Source organism: Myxococcus guangdongensis, assembly GCF_024198255.1.
Lineage (GTDB): Bacteria > Myxococcota > Myxococcia > Myxococcales > Myxococcaceae > Myxococcus > Myxococcus guangdongensis.
Genome location: NZ_JAJVKW010000005.1, coordinates 88,088 through 104,076 on the forward strand (window position 1 = coordinate 88,088; position 15,989 = coordinate 104,076).

The 15,989-nt window shown below is 71.6% G+C and carries 9 protein-coding genes; 4 read left to right on the forward strand and 5 right to left on the reverse strand.

The features are described from left to right. Window positions 1-31: 31 nt before the first annotated feature. The 4 genes from mdoH to LXT21_RS16960 all read right to left on the reverse strand — a co-directional run bounded on the left by mdoH (window position 32) and on the right by LXT21_RS16960 (window position 6,703). Window positions 32-2,056, reverse strand: coding sequence for a glucans biosynthesis glucosyltransferase MdoH (mdoH, locus tag LXT21_RS16945; RefSeq protein ID WP_254039185.1), 2,025 nt, complete (start codon window positions 2,054-2,056; stop codon window positions 32-34). A gap of 22 nt (window positions 2,057-2,078) precedes the next feature. Continuing rightward, on the reverse strand, window positions 2,079-2,573 hold the full coding sequence (locus LXT21_RS16950) for a hypothetical protein (protein ID WP_254039186.1): 495 nt from the start codon (window positions 2,571-2,573) through the stop codon (window positions 2,079-2,081). After that, window positions 2,570-4,126 carry a glucan biosynthesis protein gene (locus tag LXT21_RS16955; protein WP_407667004.1) on the reverse strand — a complete coding sequence of 519 codons (1,557 nt, stop codon included), beginning with the start codon at window positions 4,124-4,126 and terminating at the stop codon, window positions 2,570-2,572. Before LXT21_RS16955 ends, LXT21_RS16950 begins: the two co-directional genes overlap by 4 nt. 360 nt (window positions 4,127-4,486) lie before the next feature. Continuing rightward, on the reverse strand, window positions 4,487-6,703 hold the full coding sequence (locus tag LXT21_RS16960; RefSeq protein ID WP_254039187.1) for a PAS domain S-box protein: 2,217 nt from the start codon (window positions 6,701-6,703) through the stop codon (window positions 4,487-4,489). A 221-nt stretch (window positions 6,704-6,924) separates the two neighbouring features. On the opposite strand from LXT21_RS16960, the gene LXT21_RS16965 reads away from it, so the two are divergent. Continuing rightward, window positions 6,925-7,527 (forward strand): DUF2378 family protein, encoded by a 603-nt coding sequence (locus LXT21_RS16965; protein ID WP_254039188.1) that lies wholly within the window; start codon window positions 6,925-6,927, stop codon window positions 7,525-7,527. Here the strand turns inward: LXT21_RS16965 and LXT21_RS16970 are convergent. After that, window positions 7,520-8,557 carry a S1 family peptidase gene (locus LXT21_RS16970; protein WP_254039189.1) on the reverse strand — a complete coding sequence of 346 codons (1,038 nt, stop codon included), beginning with the start codon at window positions 8,555-8,557 and terminating at the stop codon, window positions 7,520-7,522. The genes LXT21_RS16965 and LXT21_RS16970 overlap by 8 nt on opposite strands. Window positions 8,558-8,738: 181 nt before the next feature. On the opposite strand from LXT21_RS16970, the gene uvrA reads away from it, so the two are divergent. From uvrA to LXT21_RS16985, 3 genes are all read left to right on the forward strand, one after another. Then, a complete protein-coding gene (gene uvrA / locus LXT21_RS16975) occupies window positions 8,739-14,051 on the forward strand; it encodes an excinuclease ABC subunit UvrA (RefSeq protein WP_254039190.1) in 5,313 nt (1,770 codons plus the stop codon). A gap of 75 nt (window positions 14,052-14,126) precedes the next feature. Beyond that, window positions 14,127-14,723: a glutathione peroxidase gene (locus LXT21_RS16980; RefSeq protein WP_254039191.1), complete on the forward strand. Its 597-nt coding sequence runs from the start codon at window positions 14,127-14,129 to the stop codon at window positions 14,721-14,723. A 197-nt stretch (window positions 14,724-14,920) separates the two neighbouring features. Beyond that, window positions 14,921-15,922, forward strand: a complete 1,002-nt coding sequence (locus tag LXT21_RS16985) for a DUF5996 family protein (RefSeq protein ID WP_254039192.1) — start codon at window positions 14,921-14,923, stop codon at window positions 15,920-15,922. Window positions 15,923-15,989: the final 67 nt, after the last annotated feature.

Below are 15,989 nucleotides of genomic sequence, written 5' to 3' on the forward strand. Positions count from 1 at the left end.
TCCGCTCCTCGCGGGTGCCCGTCCCAGGCGCTCACGCCAGCGTGCGCGTCAGCCGCTGCTCGCGGGCCTCGCTCAGCGTGGTGACATCCAGCAGCGCCGCCACCTTCTCCTGCGCGGAGAGGGGCTCGGCATCGTCACCCAGGAGCTTGCGCCGCGCGGACTCCAGCGCCGCTGGCGTCGTCGTCTCGGCCAGCCCCGGCTGGGACTCCAGCAGCGCCACGTGCAGCGCGTGCGTCTTCGCGTCGGTGAGCACCCGCTCGATGGCGTCTGGCACCGGCTCCACCCCGTGCTCCTCGGTGATGGCCTGCGCGCGCTCCACCACCTCGGGCGGCTCGGTCTCCTCGGGCATCAGGAACAACCCCCGACGCGCCGCCCACAACCCCAGCGACGCGCGGGCTGTCAGCACCGTGAGGGGCACCGCGAGCAAGAGCCCCACCACCACCGGCATCAGCCACGCCACCAGCGCCGTGGACACCAGCGCCGCCACCGCCACCATCGCCACGCCCACCGCCATGTGCGCCACGTGCCGCCGCGCCGCCTCCGACCAGGGCAGGTCCGCGTCCTCGCGCTGCTGGCTGGACCAGTTCACCCGGTAGCCGAGCAGCGTGCCGAACACGAAGTGCGACTGGAACAGCATCATCACCGGCGCCAGCAGCGACGCGAGCACGCTCTCCGCGAGCACGCTGAGGATGAGCTTCCACCTGCCGCCCATCCGCGCCGCCTCGCCCTTCTTGAAGAGCGCCAGCGTCAGCCCCAGGAACTTGGGCGCGAACAGCATCCCCATCGACACGGCGAACAGGCGCAGCGCGCCCGGCGCGTCGAACGCGAGCGCCGGGGACTCCAGCGCGGACACGTCCAGGAAGAAGCGGTCATGCAGCGCGGCCACCAGGCCCGACACCAGGAACAGCAGCCACAGCGGCGAGGCGGCATATGACATGACGCCCATCAGGAAGTGGCCCCGGCTGAGCGGATGCCAGCCCCCCGCCATCACCAGGCTCAGGTGCTGCAAGTTGCCCTGGCACCAGCGCCTGTCTCGCTGCGCATACGCCAGCAGGTTCGGCGGGGGCTGCTCGTAGCTGCCGCCCAATTCCGGCACCAACCACACCGTGTAGCCCGCGCGCCGCATCAGCGCCGCCTCGACGAAGTCGTGGCTGAGGATGTGCCCGCCGAAGGGCTGCTTGCCCGGGAGCACCGGCAACCCGCAGTGGTTGATGAACGCCTCCGTGCGGATGATGGCGTTGTGGCCCCAGTAGTTGGACTCGCCCAGCTGCCACGCCGCCGCGCCCGCCGCCACGACGGGGCCGTACACCCGGCCCGCGAACTGCTGCAGGCGCGCGAACAGCGTGGTGCGGCCCACGTTCAGCGGGGGCGCCTGGAGGATGCCCGCGCGCGGGTTGAGCTCCATCAGCCGCGCCATCTTCACCAGCGTGCGGCCATCCATCAGGCTGTCGGCGTCCAGCACCACCGTGAAGTCGTAGCGGCGTCCCCACCGCTCACAGAAGTCACCCAGGTTGCCGGCCTTCTTGCCCGTGTTGTCCGTGCGCCGCCGATAGAAGATGCGGCCCTGTCCGCCCACCCTGCGGCACAAATCCGACCACGCCAGCTCCTCGGCCACCCATGACTCGGCGCGCGTGGAGTCGCTCAGCACGTAGAAGTCGAACGCGTCCAGGTGCCCCGTCGCCGCCACCGACTCGTACGTGGCCTGCACGTTGGCGAAGACGGCCGCGGGGTCCTCGTTGTGGATGGGCATCACCACCGAGGTGCGCGACACCAGCGGCTGCGACTCCTCCTCCGGCGTGGGGTAGCGCAGCCCGGGCATCCGCGACGCGAAGGCCAGCTGGAAGAAGCCCGCCACCGCCGTGAAGAACGACAGCGCAATCCACCCGAAGCACAGCGCGAAGAGCCCCACCAGCACCACTTCCGGCACCGACGTCCCTTGAGCGCTCAACAGGCGGTGCATCTCGCACGTCCCCACCACGGTGGTGACGGCCGCCAGTCCCAGCACTCCGGCGCGCCGGTAGCCGGCGCTCTCGGGCGAAAACGAGTGGGCTTGCATCGCGACGCTCCCCGGGCCCCGCTCAGGGCGAGGTGGACATGCCCGCCGTGGCGCCACGCCACCAGCGGCGCAGCATCTCCCCGAACGGGTTGAGCACCAGCTGCTGCTCGGGCATCACCGAGCTGACCTGCGCGGGCGCCGGCACCGGCACCGCCGCGCGCACCGCCCGGACGAAGTCCTCCGGCGCCGCGGGACGGGTGAGCAGCCGCGCGCCCCGGCTCGCGCCGTCGCACAGCACGAACGCCGCCCGGCCCCGCGACAGCAGGCCCGGACCCGAGTGCTCCAGGCCCAGCACGCCCGACAGCCACGTCTCCATGCGAGCGCGGGCCAGCGCCACCGCCGCCTGGGGCTGGGCGCCGTGCGCGCCGAAGCCGTCCAGCACCCACGCCGCCAGCGTGGAGAGGTCCGCCTCGGCCGTGAAGCCGAAGCCCTGGAAGAAGGTGTCGAGCGCCGCGCGAGCGCGCGGGACGGCCCACACGGTGGTCGGGACGGAAGGGCAGGTGGTCAGTGTCGTCACGGAATCCACAGGTAGCTCCAGGTCTCGGTGAGGGTCTCCGGGCCGCGCTTGAGGAACGCGCGCAGCTCGGTGGGGACGGGGGTGGTGGGGTGCAGCTCGAAGGTGGCGCGCCAGCCGCCGGTGGGCGTGTGGCGCGTGGCGATGGGGCGCAGGACCTTGCCCGAGGAGGCGCTGACGACCAGCTCCACCGGGACGTCGTCCTGCGCGAAGTCGGGCAGCGCCGCGAAGTCGATGATGAAGCGGCGCATGGGGCGCGCGTCCTTGAGCCGGGCGCCCTTCCACGAGTCGCCCGCGTCCACGCGCGTGGCGACCACCGTGGAGCCCGTCACGGGCCAGGGCGAGTGCGCGCCCCAGTGCAGCTTGTACTGGACGCGCAGCGAGTCTCCGGGGCCCAGCGTCTTCTTCGGCACCCAGAAGGCGACGATGTTGTCGTTCGTCTCGTCCGGCGTCGGCAGCTCCACCAGCCGCACCACGCCCGGGCCCCAGTCGCCCACGGGCTCCACCCAGGCCGAAGGCCGGCGCTCGTAGTGCGCCTCCAGGTCCTCGTAGTGGGCGAACGTCGTGTCGCGCTGCAGGACGCCGAAGGCGCGCGGGCTCTCCACCTGGAAGCTGGAGACGTTGATGCGCTCGGGGTTCTGCAGGGGCCGCCAGAGCTGCTCACCCGCGCGCGTCCAGACGAACAGGCCATCCGAGTCGTGCACCTCCGGGCGGAAGTCGTCGTAGTCGCCCCGGTCGTTCTCGCCGAACAGGTACATGCTCGTCAGCGGCGCCACGCCCAGCTCTTCGACGGCCTTTCGCGCGAAGACGGTGGCCTCCACCTCCATCACCGTGTTCGCCCCGGGGATGATGGTGAAGCGGTAGGCGCCCGTGACGCTGGGGCTGTCCATCAGCGCGTGCACCACCACGCGGTCGGCGCCGGGCGCGGGCTTCTCCAGCCATAGCTCCCTGAAGTCGGGGAACTCCTCGGGGCGGGACGTCGCGGTGTCGATGGCGAGCCCGCGCGCGGACAGGCCATACAGGCTGCCCCGGCCGAGCGCGCGGAAGTAGCTGGCGCCCTGGAACACCACCAGCTCGTCGAACACGTCCTCGCGGTTGAGCGGGTGCGACAGGCGCATGCCCGCGAAGCCCTCCGCCTTCTTCAGCGGACCGGGCTTCACCAGCGGGCCGTAGGTGAACAGCTCCGGGGAGAAGGCGAGCGGCCGGGCCTTGCCCTCGGACACCTCGTGCATCACCACCGGGAACTGGAACGAGCGGCCCGGGTGGAAGAACTGCGCCTGGAAGGGCAGCTTCGCGTCACGCCAGCGCGCCTTCTCCGGGCGGTAACGGATGTCCCGGTACGCGTCGTAGTCCAGCGACTGGTAGGACTCTGGCAACGTCGACACCGGCGCCTCGTACGGCCGCGCCGCCTTCTGCCGGGCCAGCTCCACCACCGTGTCCGCGGAGAACGCCTGGGCGCCGCGCGTCTGCGCCGCGGAGGCCGGAGCCGCCGCGCACGCCGTGCCCGCCGTGGCCACCATCGCCGCGCCCAGCCACCGCACGCACGCCGCGCGCATCCCGCCCTGCCTGTTGCTGTCCGACGTCACGCCTGCTGCCTCCAGGAGACCGAGGGGGCGGGCGAGCGCCAGATTCGTTGGTGCTCACCCGGTTCCGCCGCCCCGAGAGGCTTCCTCGGTGCGGCGCGTCAGTCCTTGAGCAACCCGCGTACCAGCCCGCGTCAGGGGGCCTGGCGCCTGGAAATTCTTCAGGAATCCCGAGGTCTTCCTCTGAGGGATTCGTTTGAGCTCAATGAAACTGGGGGCTTGGGGCGGCGCCTGCGGACACCCGTTGGGGAGGCCCGGAAAGTCGCTGGGGAATTGAAGGACAGCTGGTGAGTGAGCCTGTCCGATTCTTCCACAGGTGGACAGTGACCCGGATCAGGCGCGGGCCAATCGTTCCTGCACCAAGGACAGGAGCTCACGTCCCGCGAAGGGCTTTTCGATGTGGGGACTGGTGACGGTTTCCAGGAAGGCGCGGGCCTGCGGTGTCACCGCACCGCCAGTGAGGAAGATGACCCGGCGGGCCTGCTCCGGATGGCGCTTCATGAGGGTGGAGTAGAAGTCCATCCCGCTCATGCCGGGCATCATCAAGTCGCAGAAGACGACGTCGTAGGACTCGCCCGCTTCGATTCGCTCCAGCGCGTCCTGGGCGCGTGTCGCCAGCGTGACGTCGTGGTGCGGGCGCAGGGTGCGGCCCAGCGCGGTGCAGACCAGGGGCTCGTCATCGACGACGAGCAGCCGCCCGCGCTTCTCCACGGGGGCGGCGGGCTGGGGCTGCTCGGCCGGTGGAGCGGGTGCGACGCGCACGGGCTCGGCCGAGGGCAACAGCACGCGGAAGGTGGAGCCGCGGCCCGGCGCGCTGCGGACTTGAATCTCACCGCCGAGCGCCGTCACCAGGTTGTGGCAGATGGACAGGCCCAGGCCCGTGCCCACGCCGGGGGCCTTGGTGGTGAAGAACGGGTCGAACAGGCGCGGCAGGTGCTCGGTGGCGATGCCCACGCCCGTGTCCGTCACCTCCACCAGCACGCGGCCGCCCTCGCCCATGCGCGCGCCCACGCGAATCTCGTGGCGGTCCGGCGCGCCCTCGGGGATGGCCTGCGCGGCGTTGACCAGCAGGTTGAGGAACACCTGGCCCAGCCGCGACTCGTTGGCGCGCACGGGGGGCACGTCCTCGAAGAGCTTCACCAGCCGCGCGCGGTGGCGAATCTCCGTGGTGGCCAGGTTCAGCGTGGACTCGAGCACCGCGCGCACGTCCACGACGGAGTCCTCCACCGAGTCCACCCGGCTGAAGGTCTTCAAGTCACGCACGATGGTGCGCACGCGCTCGGCGCCCTGCTGGGCCTCGGAGAGCGCGGCCTGCGCGTCCGACAGCGCCTCCGTCAACGAGGCGTCCACGCCGGGGGCGGGCACACGCGAGAGCTCCTCGCGCGCGAAGGCGAGGTTGGCGGTGAGGTAGGCCAGCGGGTTGTTGATTTCGTGCGCCACGCCCGCGGCGAGCGTGCCCACCGACGCCATGCGCTCGGCGAGCATCAGCCGGGCCTGCATCTGGTGGCGCTCCGTCAGGTCATGCGCGACGGAGACGATGGAGTCCTCGCCGTCGAAGTGCAGCGGGAAGGTGGTGGACTCCACGTGGAGGATGCCGCCGTCGCGGCGCACCATGCGCCTTTCTTGTAATGCATTGCGGCCGGTGCGCAGGGCCTCGTGCATGCGCGCGTCCGCGGAGGCGAAGTCCTCGGGGGGAATCATGTCGGAGATGTGCTTGCCGACCAGCTCCTTCACGTCCGAATAGCCCAGCGCGCGCGCCACCTTGAGGTTGGCGTAGCGCACCCGCGCGTCGCGGTCGAACACGGCGACCAGGTCCGGCAGGCTCTGGATGAGCGTGCGGAAGCTCACCTCGGAGCGGCGCACCTCCTCCTCCGCCTGCTTTATCGGCGTGATGTCCGGGAAGAACGAGATGACGTGCGGCTCGCCCGCGTAGGGCACCAGGCCCATGAAGAGCAGCGTGTGGCGCACCTCACCCGTGCGCGTGTGGTACTGGGCGTCCACGCCGCGCACCGAGCCGTGTCGGCGCAGCCGCTCCATCACCTGCGCGCGGTCGATGGGGCGCTCCCACAGGTGCAGGTCCACCGTCGTCTTGCCCAGCATCTCCTCGCGCGTGTAGCCGAAGGCGCGGTAGTAGGCGTCATTGGCGGCGACGACCTTGCCCTCGCCCAGCGTGGTGATGGAGGTGGGCACGGGGCTGACGGCGAGCATGGTGTCGCGCAGCTCGTCTCCGAAGGGCACGCCCATGCGGGACTCGCGCCGCAGGTACCTGCGCTCGGCCATGTCCAGCCGCACCCGCAGCTCTTCGGTGTCCGGCGGCCAGGCCAGCACCTCGTCCGCCCCGTCCTCCAGCGCGGGCTCCAGCGCCCGCAGCGCGCCGCGTCGTCCCACCAGCAGCACCACGGCGGACGTCCCACCGGGCAGGCTGCGCAGGGCCCGCACGAGCGGCATGCGCGAGCCGCTCTCGCGTGCATCCAGCACCACCAGTGGGCAGGGGCCGGCGCGCCACGCCGCTGGCACCTCCACGTCCCTGGAGACGTGGACCACCGTCATCCCCCGCTCTTCCAGCAGGGTTTCCAGTGGCGACAGGTCCGCCCCTCCCTGAGCGACTATCAGGACCCGCATGGGACTCCTCGCATTGCAAACAACCATCGTTGCACGAGCCCTCCGGTTGTAAAAGTGCGCCGAGGGTCTAGTTTTCCAGGGCAACCAAAGCCTCGCGCCCTTCGGGCTGTTAGACTGCGGGACGACGGGTGGATTCGAAGCACGGGGGGATGGTCATGGAACGGCGGGGCTCGCAGGACATGGTGGGAGTGGCGCGAAGGGCGCAGGTGGCCGTCTGGGTGCCGCGGCGCAGCTTCGAGGGGCTGTTCATGCATGCGCTGAAGCCGTCCGGGGCGTTCGCCCAATCCCTCCGGGACATCGGCTACGACGCGGAGGACTTGCAGGAGCACTACCCGCTCACCGTGTGGCGCGCCGCGCTAGGCGTGGCGCGGCGCTTCGTGTGCGCGGGGCAGACGCCGGAGGCCGCGAACCGGGCCCTGGGGTTGTCCTACGTGGAGGGCTTCGCGCAGACGTTGGTGGGGCGCATCTTCGCCACGGCCGCGCCGCTGTTGGGCACCGAGCGGTGTCTGACGCGGCTGCCCACGTACCTGAAGGCGGGCCGCGAGGACATGCGCATGGACCTGGAGCCGGTGCGCGAGCGCGAGTGGTGCGTGCGGGTGGTGGACGCGGACCCGTTGCCGGACTTCGTGGCGGGCGTGGTGGTCGGGGTGCTCCGGCTCACCCGGGTGACGGCGCGGGTGGAGGTGCTGGAGCGGGCCCCGACGGGCTACGCGCTGAGGGTCCGGTGGGAGGAGTCGCGCGCGACTAGTTGAGGTAGTGCTTGGTCGCGGGCGCCACGACGAGGCTGGTGTTGCTCGGGCTGGACTTGGGCGAGGGGCGCGGCGCTGGCGGGCGGGCCTGGAGCCAGCGGCCGATGACGTCCAACAGCCCGTCGAAGGCGTCGCGCAGGGCCCAGGCGCGGTCGTCGGAGTCCTGCAGGCCGGCGCAGCGGGACAGGCCGTCGCGCAGCGCGCGCTGGGCGCCGGGGAAGGCCTCGCACGTGGCGATGAGGCGCTCGGCGGTGCGCGCATAGAGCCGGTAGCAGCCGTCCACGTCGCCCCGGTTGTAGGCGGGCGCGCCGGCGTTGATGGCGTGGCCGAGCGTGGTGGCGATGGACTCCAGCGCGTCCGCGCTGGCGCCGTCCAGGAGGCTCATCGGGTGGCGTGGCACGTGGCGCACGCGGCCCGCGCGGCGGCGGGGCGTGTCCAGCGCGGACAGGGGCAGGCTGCCCGCGCCGTGCAGCAGCGGCAGCAGGTAGCGCGTGGGGATGACCAGGCCCAACGAGCGACCGTTGGCGAGCGCCGCGGTGGCCACGCCGACCACGCCGCCGCGCAGGTCCACCACCGGACCTCCGGAGAAGTCGTCGGGGAGCGTGCGGGTGAGCTCCAGCAGGGTGAGCCAGTCGCCGAGCACCTGGACGGCCCGCACCTCCTGCGAGCGGACCTCCGGTGCGGGGCTGGCGGTGGCCCTGAGCACGTAGACGGTGTCTCCCTCGCCGGGCAGGCTGACGGGAGACAGGTCGAGTGGCGGGGCGAGCCTGGAGATGGGCAGCCGCAGGACGGCCAGGTCGCGGCGGTCATCCATGGCGGCGACCTGGACCACCTCCGTGCGCGTGCCGTCCGCCATCACCGCGTGAATCTCGCGGGCTCCGCAGACCGCGTGGAGGCTGGTGACGAGGTGTCCCTGCTCGGTGGCGAGGAAGCCCGAGGCGCGGCGACCGTCGACTTCCAGCAACACCAGGGAGGGCGAGGCGAAGAACAGCGTGTCGCGGGGGGGGGACCTGTTGACGACTCCCTCGGCCATGAGGCCTCCTGCGTCGCGAGGCTGGGATGGGCACCGGGCCGGGTGCCGCCCTCGCGCGCTCGATTGTACCCCTGTTGTATCAAGCCGCTCGGCCTCCACCCAACCGGGGAGGGCGCGCATCGGTAAACAGCTTCACTTGTCTGTGGCGTTGAAGTGTCGGGTCGTTAAACCTCCGACCCGAATGCACAAGACCCACCTCGTAGGCGCGCGCACCCACAACCTCAAGGAACTCTCCGTCGACCTCGCGGAGGGGGAGCTGGTCTGCATCACCGGAGTCTCGGGGGCGGGCAAGTCGAGCCTCGCGCTCGACACGCTGTACGCCGAGGGACAGCGGCGCTTCGTGGAGAGCTTCAGCCCGTATGCCCGGCAGTTCCTCGAGCGGCTGGAGAGGCCGCCCATGGAGGCGCTGGAGCCGGTGGCGGCGGGCGTGGCGGTGGACCGTCGGGCGCCGGTGAAGAGCTCGCGCTCCACGGTGGCGACGCTGGCGGACGTGGAGCCGTACCTGTCCGCGCTCTTCACGCGCGAGGCGATGCCGGTGTGTCCCGCATGCGGGGTGGAGGCGGTGCGCACCGACGCGGGCGTGGCGGCCCGGGCGCTGGTGGCCGAGTCCCCGGACACAGCGGCGCTCATCGCCTTCCCGCTGCGCGTCCCCGACACGGCGTCGTTCCTGGACGTGCGCGCGCGGCTGTTGAAGGACGGCTACCACCGGCTGGTGGTGCAGGGCGAGGTGAAGGAGCTGGAGTCGCTCAAGCCCTCGGAGGCCACGGATTCGGCGGGCATCGCGCGGGTGCTGGTGGACCGGGTGAAGCTGTCGGCGTCGCAGGTGGGCCGGGTGACGCAGGCGCTGGAGGACGCGTGGGCGCGCGCCGAGGGTGAGGCGGTGGTGCTCTTGCCCGGCGCCGAGGCGAAGCGGGTGCGCCGGGGGCTGGTGTGTCCCAAGTGCGCGCGGGAGTTCGAGGCGGCGCGGCCGGGGCTGTTCAGCTACCAGTCGCCCGTGGGCGCGTGCGCGGCGTGTCGCGGCTTCGGCCGCACCATCGGCATCGACTGGGACAAGGTGATTCCCAACCCGGCGCTGAGCCTGTCCCAGGGCGCCATCCGTCCTTGGTCCGGCGCGTCGACGGAGTGGGAGCGCGGCATGCTCCAGCGCTGGTGCCGCGAGAAGAAGATTCCCCTGGATGCGCCCTGGTCCTCGCTGACGCCGGCGCAGCGTGAGTCGGTGCTGGAGGGCGCGGGGGACTACGACGAAGGCCGCGCGTATCCGGGCGTTCGCGCGTGGTTCCGGTGGATGGAGGGCCGCACGTACAAGATGCACGTGCGTGTGCTGCTGGCGCGCTACCGGGCGTATTCGCTGTGCAAGGACTGCGGCGGCGCGCGGCTCAACGAGCAGGCGCGGGCCTATCGCGTGGGCGGGTTGGATCTGCCGGGGTGGCACGGGCTGGAGCTGACGCAGGCCCTGGCGCGGCTGGACGCGCTGGGCACGACGACGGGGCAGGGGGAGCTGGCGCGGCGCGAGCTGGCCGGACGTCTGCGCTACCTTCAGCGCGTGGGGTTGGGTTACCTGACGTTGGACCGACAGGCGCGCACGTTGTCCGGAGGCGAGGCGCAGCGCGTGTCGCTGACGGCGGCGCTGGGCACCTCGCTCACCGGCTCCCTGTTCGTGCTGGACGAGCCCACCGTGGGGCTGCACCCGGGGGACGTGCCGCCGCTGACGGAGGCCATCGCGGAGCTGGCGGAGCGCGGCAACATCGCGCTCGTCATCGAGCATGACCCGCTGGTCATCCGCTCCGCGCACCGCGTGCTGGAGCTGGGGCCGGGCGCGGGACGCGAGGGCGGTGAGCTGTGCTTCGACGGTCCTCCGGAGGCGCTGGCGAAGCGCAAGGACTTGCCCACCGGCCGGCTGCTCGCGGGTGGGGCCGAGACGAAGCGGGCGCCGCGCGAGCGGACCGGTGAGCTGGTGGTGAAGGGCGCGCGCGAGCACAACCTGAAGGCGCTGTCGGTGAAGGTGCCGCTGGGCGTGCTGTGCGCGGTGACGGGGCCGAGCGGCTCGGGCAAGAGCACGCTGGTGGACGAGGTGCTCTATCGCCACCTGGCGCGGCGGCTGGGCGTGAAGGACGTGGAGGCCCCGGGCGCGGTGGACGCGCTGGAGGGGGCCGACGCGGTGAAGGCCATCACCTTCGTGGACCAGTCACCGTTGGGGCGCACCTCGCGCGGCAACGCGGCCACGTACACCAAGGCGTGGGACCGGCTGCGCGAGCGCTTCGCCGCGGAGCCGGACGCGGAGGTGCGGGGCCTGACGCCGGCCCACTTCTCCTTCAACGTGGACAAGGGGCGCTGCGAGGCGTGCTCGGGCGAGGGCTACGAGACGGTGGAGATGCAGTTCCTCGCGGACGTGGCCCTCTTGTGCGCGGTGTGCCGGGGCCGGCGCTTCAAGGAGGAGGTGCTCGCCGTCCGTCACCAGGGCTTCAGCGTGGCGCAGGTGCTGGAGATGACGGTGGAGGAGGTGCTCCAGCACTTCGGGAGCGACGCGGCCCTGCAGCGCGCGCTGGGCCCCGTGGCGCGCTTGGGATTGGGCTATCTCCCGCTGGGACAGCCGCTGTCCACGCTGTCGGGTGGCGAGGCGCAGCGGTTGAAGCTGGCGCGGGCGCTCGCGAGCGAGGCGAAGGGCGCGCTGTTCCTCATCGACGAGCCCTCCGCGGGCCTGCATGCGGAGGACGTGCGTCACGTCATCGACGCGCTGCACGCGCTGGTGGACAAGGGCGCCAGCGTCATCGTGGTGGACCATGACGTCGCGGTGATGAAGGCGTCGGACTGGGTCCTCGACCTGGGGCCGGTGGGTGGCAAGGACGGCGGGCGCCTGGTGGCCGAGGGCACGCCGGAGTCGGTGGCGCGCGGCGAGGGCGCGACGGCGGTGGCGCTCCGGGGCGAGCGCAAGCCCCTGGGGCGCGTGGTGAAGGCGCGGCCCAAGGGCAAGGACGCGGCGCCCGCCATCGAGGTGGAGCACGCGCGCGAGCACAACCTCCAGGACGTGTCCTGCAAGATTCCCCTGGGGAAGATGACCGTCGTCACGGGGCCGAGCGGCTCGGGCAAGAGCTCGCTCGCGTTCGACGTGGTGTTCGCGGAAGGACAGCGGCGCTTCCTGGAGACGCTCAGCCCGTACGCGCGGCAGTTCCTGCCCACGATGCCTCGGCCGGACGTGGAGCGCGTCAGCTCCATTCCTCCGAGCGTGGCGCTGGAGCAGCGCACCTCGCGCGCGGGCGGCACCAGCACGGTGGCCACCGTCACCGAGGTGGCCCACTACCTGCGGCTCTTGTTCGCCAAGCTGGGCGAGCCGCACTGCCCCAACGACGACACCCCCATCACCTCCACGTCGCCGGAGGTGCTGTTCGCGCAGCTCTCCCAGATGAAGGGGGACGGGACGGTGCTGGCGCCGGCGGTGCGCTCGCGCAAGGGCACGTACCTGGATGTCTTCGCCGCCGCGGCGCGTGCGGGCATCACCACGGCCATCGTCGACGGACAGCTGTCCTCCACGGATGATCCGCCGCGCCTGGCGAAGACGCGCGAGCACGACATCGACCTGGTGATGCACGAGGGCAAGCTGTCGAAGCTGCCTCGGGACGTGTTCGACAAGGCGCTGGGTTGGGGGCAGGGTGCGCTGAAGATTCGCACGTCGAAGGGCGAGACGCTCCTGTCCACCGAGCGCACGTGCCCCAAGTGCGGCACGGCCGTGCCGGAGCTGGACCCGCGCTGGTTCTCGTTCAACACCAGGCAGGGCCGCTGCGAGTCGTGTGAGGGCACGGGCGTGAAGGGCGGCCCCGAAGCGCAGGCCGAGGGCGAGATGGCGCCGTGCCGTGAGTGCGGCGGCAGTCGACTGGCGCCGGTGCCTCGCGGCGTGAGGCTGGAAGGGGCCCGCTACCACGAGGTGGTGCAGCAGTCCGTGGCGGCCTCGCTGGCGCGGGTGAAGGGCTGGAAGTTCAAGGGAGACCGGGCGCTGCTCGGCGAGCCCTCGCGGCAGGAGCTGCTGCGGCGCATGGAGTTCCTGGAGCGGGTGGGCCTGGGCTACCTGTCCCTGGACCGCAACGCGGCGACGTTGTCGGGTGGCGAGATGCAGCGCCTGCGGCTGTCGGCGCAGCTGGGCGCGGGACTCACGGGCGCGATGTACGTGCTCGACGAGCCCACCATCGGCCTGCATCCGCGCGACACGCATCGGCTGCTCGACAACCTGCGCGCGCTGGTGAACACGGGCTCCACGGTGCTGGTGGTGGAGCACGACTCGGACACCATCCGCGCGGCGGACCACCTGTTGGACCTGGGCCCGACGGGCGGTCGCGGCGGTGGGCGCATCCTCGCCGAGGGGCCTCCGGACGTGGTGCTCCAGGGCGAGTCCCCCACGGCGCTCGCGCTGAGGGCGTCGCAGGTGCGGCCTCCCTCCGGACGCGGGGAGCCGAAGCAGTGGCTGGAGCTGAAGGGCGCGCGGGCCAACAACCTGAAGCGCGTGGACCTGCGGCTGCCGGTGGGACGGCTCAACGTCGTCAGCGGCGTGTCCGGCTCGGGCAAGAGCACGCTGATCCGACAGGTGCTGTACCCCGCGCTGCGCGAGGCGCTGGAGCTGGTGTCCTCGCGACCTGGACCGTTCGACACGTTGAAGGGCGTGGAGGCGGTGAAGCGGGTGATGTCGGTGGACCAGTCGCCCATCGGCCGCACGCCGCGCTCGGTGCCGGCGACGTTCCTGGGCATCTGGGATGAATTGCGTCGGGCCTTCGCCGCGACGCCGGAGGCGAAGATTCGGGGCTTCTCCGCCGCGCGCTTCTCCTTCAACACGGCCAGCGGTGGACGGTGCACCGCGTGCGAGGGCCAGGGCTCCATCTCCCACGAGATGTCCTTCCTTCCGGACGTGGTGACGCCGTGCGAGGCCTGCGGAGGCGCGCGCTTCGACGCGGCGACGCTGGAGGTGCGCTACCACGGGCTGTCCATCGGCGATGTGCTGCGGCTGTCCGCGGACGAGGCGAAGGACGTCTTCCAGAACCTGCCCAAGGTGGCGGCGCCGCTGCAGTGCCTCGCGGACCTGGGCGTGGGCTACCTCCAGTTGGGGCAGGGCTCCAACACGCTGTCCGGCGGTGAGGCGCAGCGGTTGAAGCTGGCGGCCGAGCTGACGGCGTCCTCGCGGCACGAGCCCACGCTGTACGTGCTGGACGAGCCCACCACGGGGCTGCACGTGGGCGACGTGGAGAAGCTCATCACCTTCATGGGGCGCCTGGTGGACCGCGGCGACACGCTGGTGGTCATCGAGCACCACCCGTCGGTCATCGGCGCGGCGGACCACCTGGTGGAGCTGGGGCCCGAGGGCGGCGAGGAGGGTGGACACATCGTCGCCGCGGGCACGCCTCGCGAGGTGGCGAAGCTGAAGACGGCGACGGGGCGGGTGCTGCGCTCGCTCTTCACCGGCGAGGAGGCTCCGTCATCGCGACGGGGCGCGGCGGGGACCCGGCGGGGGTAGGGGATGGCGGAGATTGTCATGGACAGGACAGAAGGGCGTGAAACGGGGGCCGGGCTTCGGCATCCTTCCGGCCGCATGCGAACCCTTCATGTCCTGTGCGTCGCCTCGGCGCTCGTCGTCACCCCGGCCCTGGCCGGTGATGTGGCGACGAAGCCGTCCCCTCCCGCGAAGTCCCAGCCCTCCACCGAGAAGAAGCCCATGTCCCTGCACGCGCTGTCCGCCAACCGCCTCGATGGCAAGCCCGCGAACCTCTCCGACTACCAGGGCAAGGTCCTGGTCATCGTGAACACCGCGTCCGAGTGTGGCTACACGCCGCAGTACGCGGGCCTGGAGAAGCTCTTCCAGGACTACAAGGACAAGGGCGTCGTGGTGCTGGGCTTCCCGTCCAACGACTTCGGCGGGCAGGAGCCGGGCAGCTCGGAGCAGATCGCCAAGTTCTGCGAGCTGCGCTTCAAGGTGACGTTCCCCATGTTCGAGAAGGTGAAGACGAAGGGCGAGGGCCAGTCGCCCGTCTACGCCTTCCTGTCGAAGGACCACGACGCGCCGAAGTGGAACTTCCACAAGTACGTGGTGGGCAAGGACGGCCAGGTGCGCGCGGGCTTCCCGAGCAAGGTGACGCCGGAGAGCGACGAGCTGCGCAAGGCCGTGGACGCCGCGCTCGCCCAGCCCTGAGCGGGTGCTCGTTCGCCGGCCCGGGTGGAGGCTGCCGCCCGGGCGGGTGATGCGTCGTTCGTGAGGGTGTCAGGGCCCTCGTGGGCCGGCGCTCCTTCCTCCGTCCTCACGGCATGCGGGCCTCCGGGCCCGTGTGGCGCGGACGTGCCTCTGGGGTCACCGTCCCAAGTGGACGTGGCCCTTGAGGAGGGAGCCGCATGGCCCTGTCGACATCCGGATTCGGGACGCGGGAGGAGGCGTGGCCCGCGCTGCCCTTCGCGGAGTGGAAGGACACCTACGCCACGTTGCACCGGTACACCCAGGTGCTCGGCAAGGTGCGGTTGGCGCTGACGCCTCCGGAGAACCACTGGTGGAACGTGTCGTTCCGCGTGACGTCACGCGGGCTCACCACGGGGCTGATTCCCTATGGGAACGGGAGCTTCGAGGTGGACTTCGACTTCCTGGCGAGCGAGCTGCGCTTCCTGACGAGCCGTGGCGACGTGCGCGTCATGGAGCTGACGGCGCGCTCGGTGGCGGAGTTCTATCGGGACGTGATGTCGACGCTGCGCGAGCTGGGCGTCGAGGTCCACATCTGGCAACAGCCGGTGGAGATTCCCGAGGACACGACGCCCTTCAGCCAGGACACGCACCACGCGACCTATGTGCCAGGGCACGTGCGCAACTGGTGGCGGGTGTTGTTGCAGGCCCACATCGCGATGAAGGAGTTCCGCGCGGGCTTCACCGGCAAGTGCAGCCCGGTGCAGTTCTTCTGGGGGAGCTTCGACCTGGCGGTGACGCGCTTCGGGGGGCGACCTGCTCCGGCTCGGCCCGGCGCGGACGCGGTGACGGCGGAGGCGTACTGCGAAGAGGTGTGCAGCGTGGGCTTCTGGCCCGGCACGGAGGTGCTCGGTGGCGCGGCGTTCTATTGCTACGCGGCGCCCGAGCCGAAGGGCTTCTCCGAAGCGAGCGTGAGGCCCGCGGGGGCGGGGTACGACGCGAACCTGAAGGAGTTCCTGCTGCCGTACGAGGCCGTGCGGCGCGCGGAGGACCCGAGGGCCTTCCTGCTCGACTTCTTCCAGTCCACGTATGACGCGTGCGCGGACCTGGGGAAGTGGGACCGCGCCCGGTGTGAGCGGCCCCTCATCATCCCCGAGAGCGTGAAGGGCGCGTGGAGGAGCGTCACCCTGCCGGAGCAACCTCCCGCCGATTCGAGTCCGTGAGCGGAACACGCGGGCGGGCGGCCCGACGACGGTGTGCGCGAGGCAACTCGGGGAGGGCTTCGTGCGG

Bases quoted from the DNA above. Each gene is read 5' to 3' on its own strand.
- mdoH (WP_254039185.1), bottom strand. From the start codon at position 2,056: ATGCAAGCCCACTCGTTTTCGCCCGAGAGCGCCGGCTACCGGCGCGCC.
- LXT21_RS16955 (WP_407667004.1), bottom strand. From the start codon at position 4,126: ATGCGCGCGGCGTGCGTGCGGTGGCTGGGCGCGGCGATGGTGGCCACG.
- LXT21_RS16960 (WP_254039187.1), bottom strand. From the start codon at position 6,703: ATGACGGTGGTCCACGTCTCCAGGGACGTGGAGGTGCCAGCGGCGTGG.
- LXT21_RS16965 (WP_254039188.1), top strand. From the start codon at position 6,925: ATGGTCATGGAACGGCGGGGCTCGCAGGACATGGTGGGAGTGGCGCGA.
- LXT21_RS16970 (WP_254039189.1), bottom strand. From the start codon at position 8,557: ATGGCCGAGGGAGTCGTCAACAGGTCCCCCCCCCGCGACACGCTGTTC.
- uvrA (WP_254039190.1), top strand. From the start codon at position 8,739: ATGCACAAGACCCACCTCGTAGGCGCGCGCACCCACAACCTCAAGGAA.
- LXT21_RS16980 (WP_254039191.1), top strand. From the start codon at position 14,127: ATGCGAACCCTTCATGTCCTGTGCGTCGCCTCGGCGCTCGTCGTCACC.
- LXT21_RS16985 (WP_254039192.1), top strand. From the start codon at position 14,921: ATGGCCCTGTCGACATCCGGATTCGGGACGCGGGAGGAGGCGTGGCCC.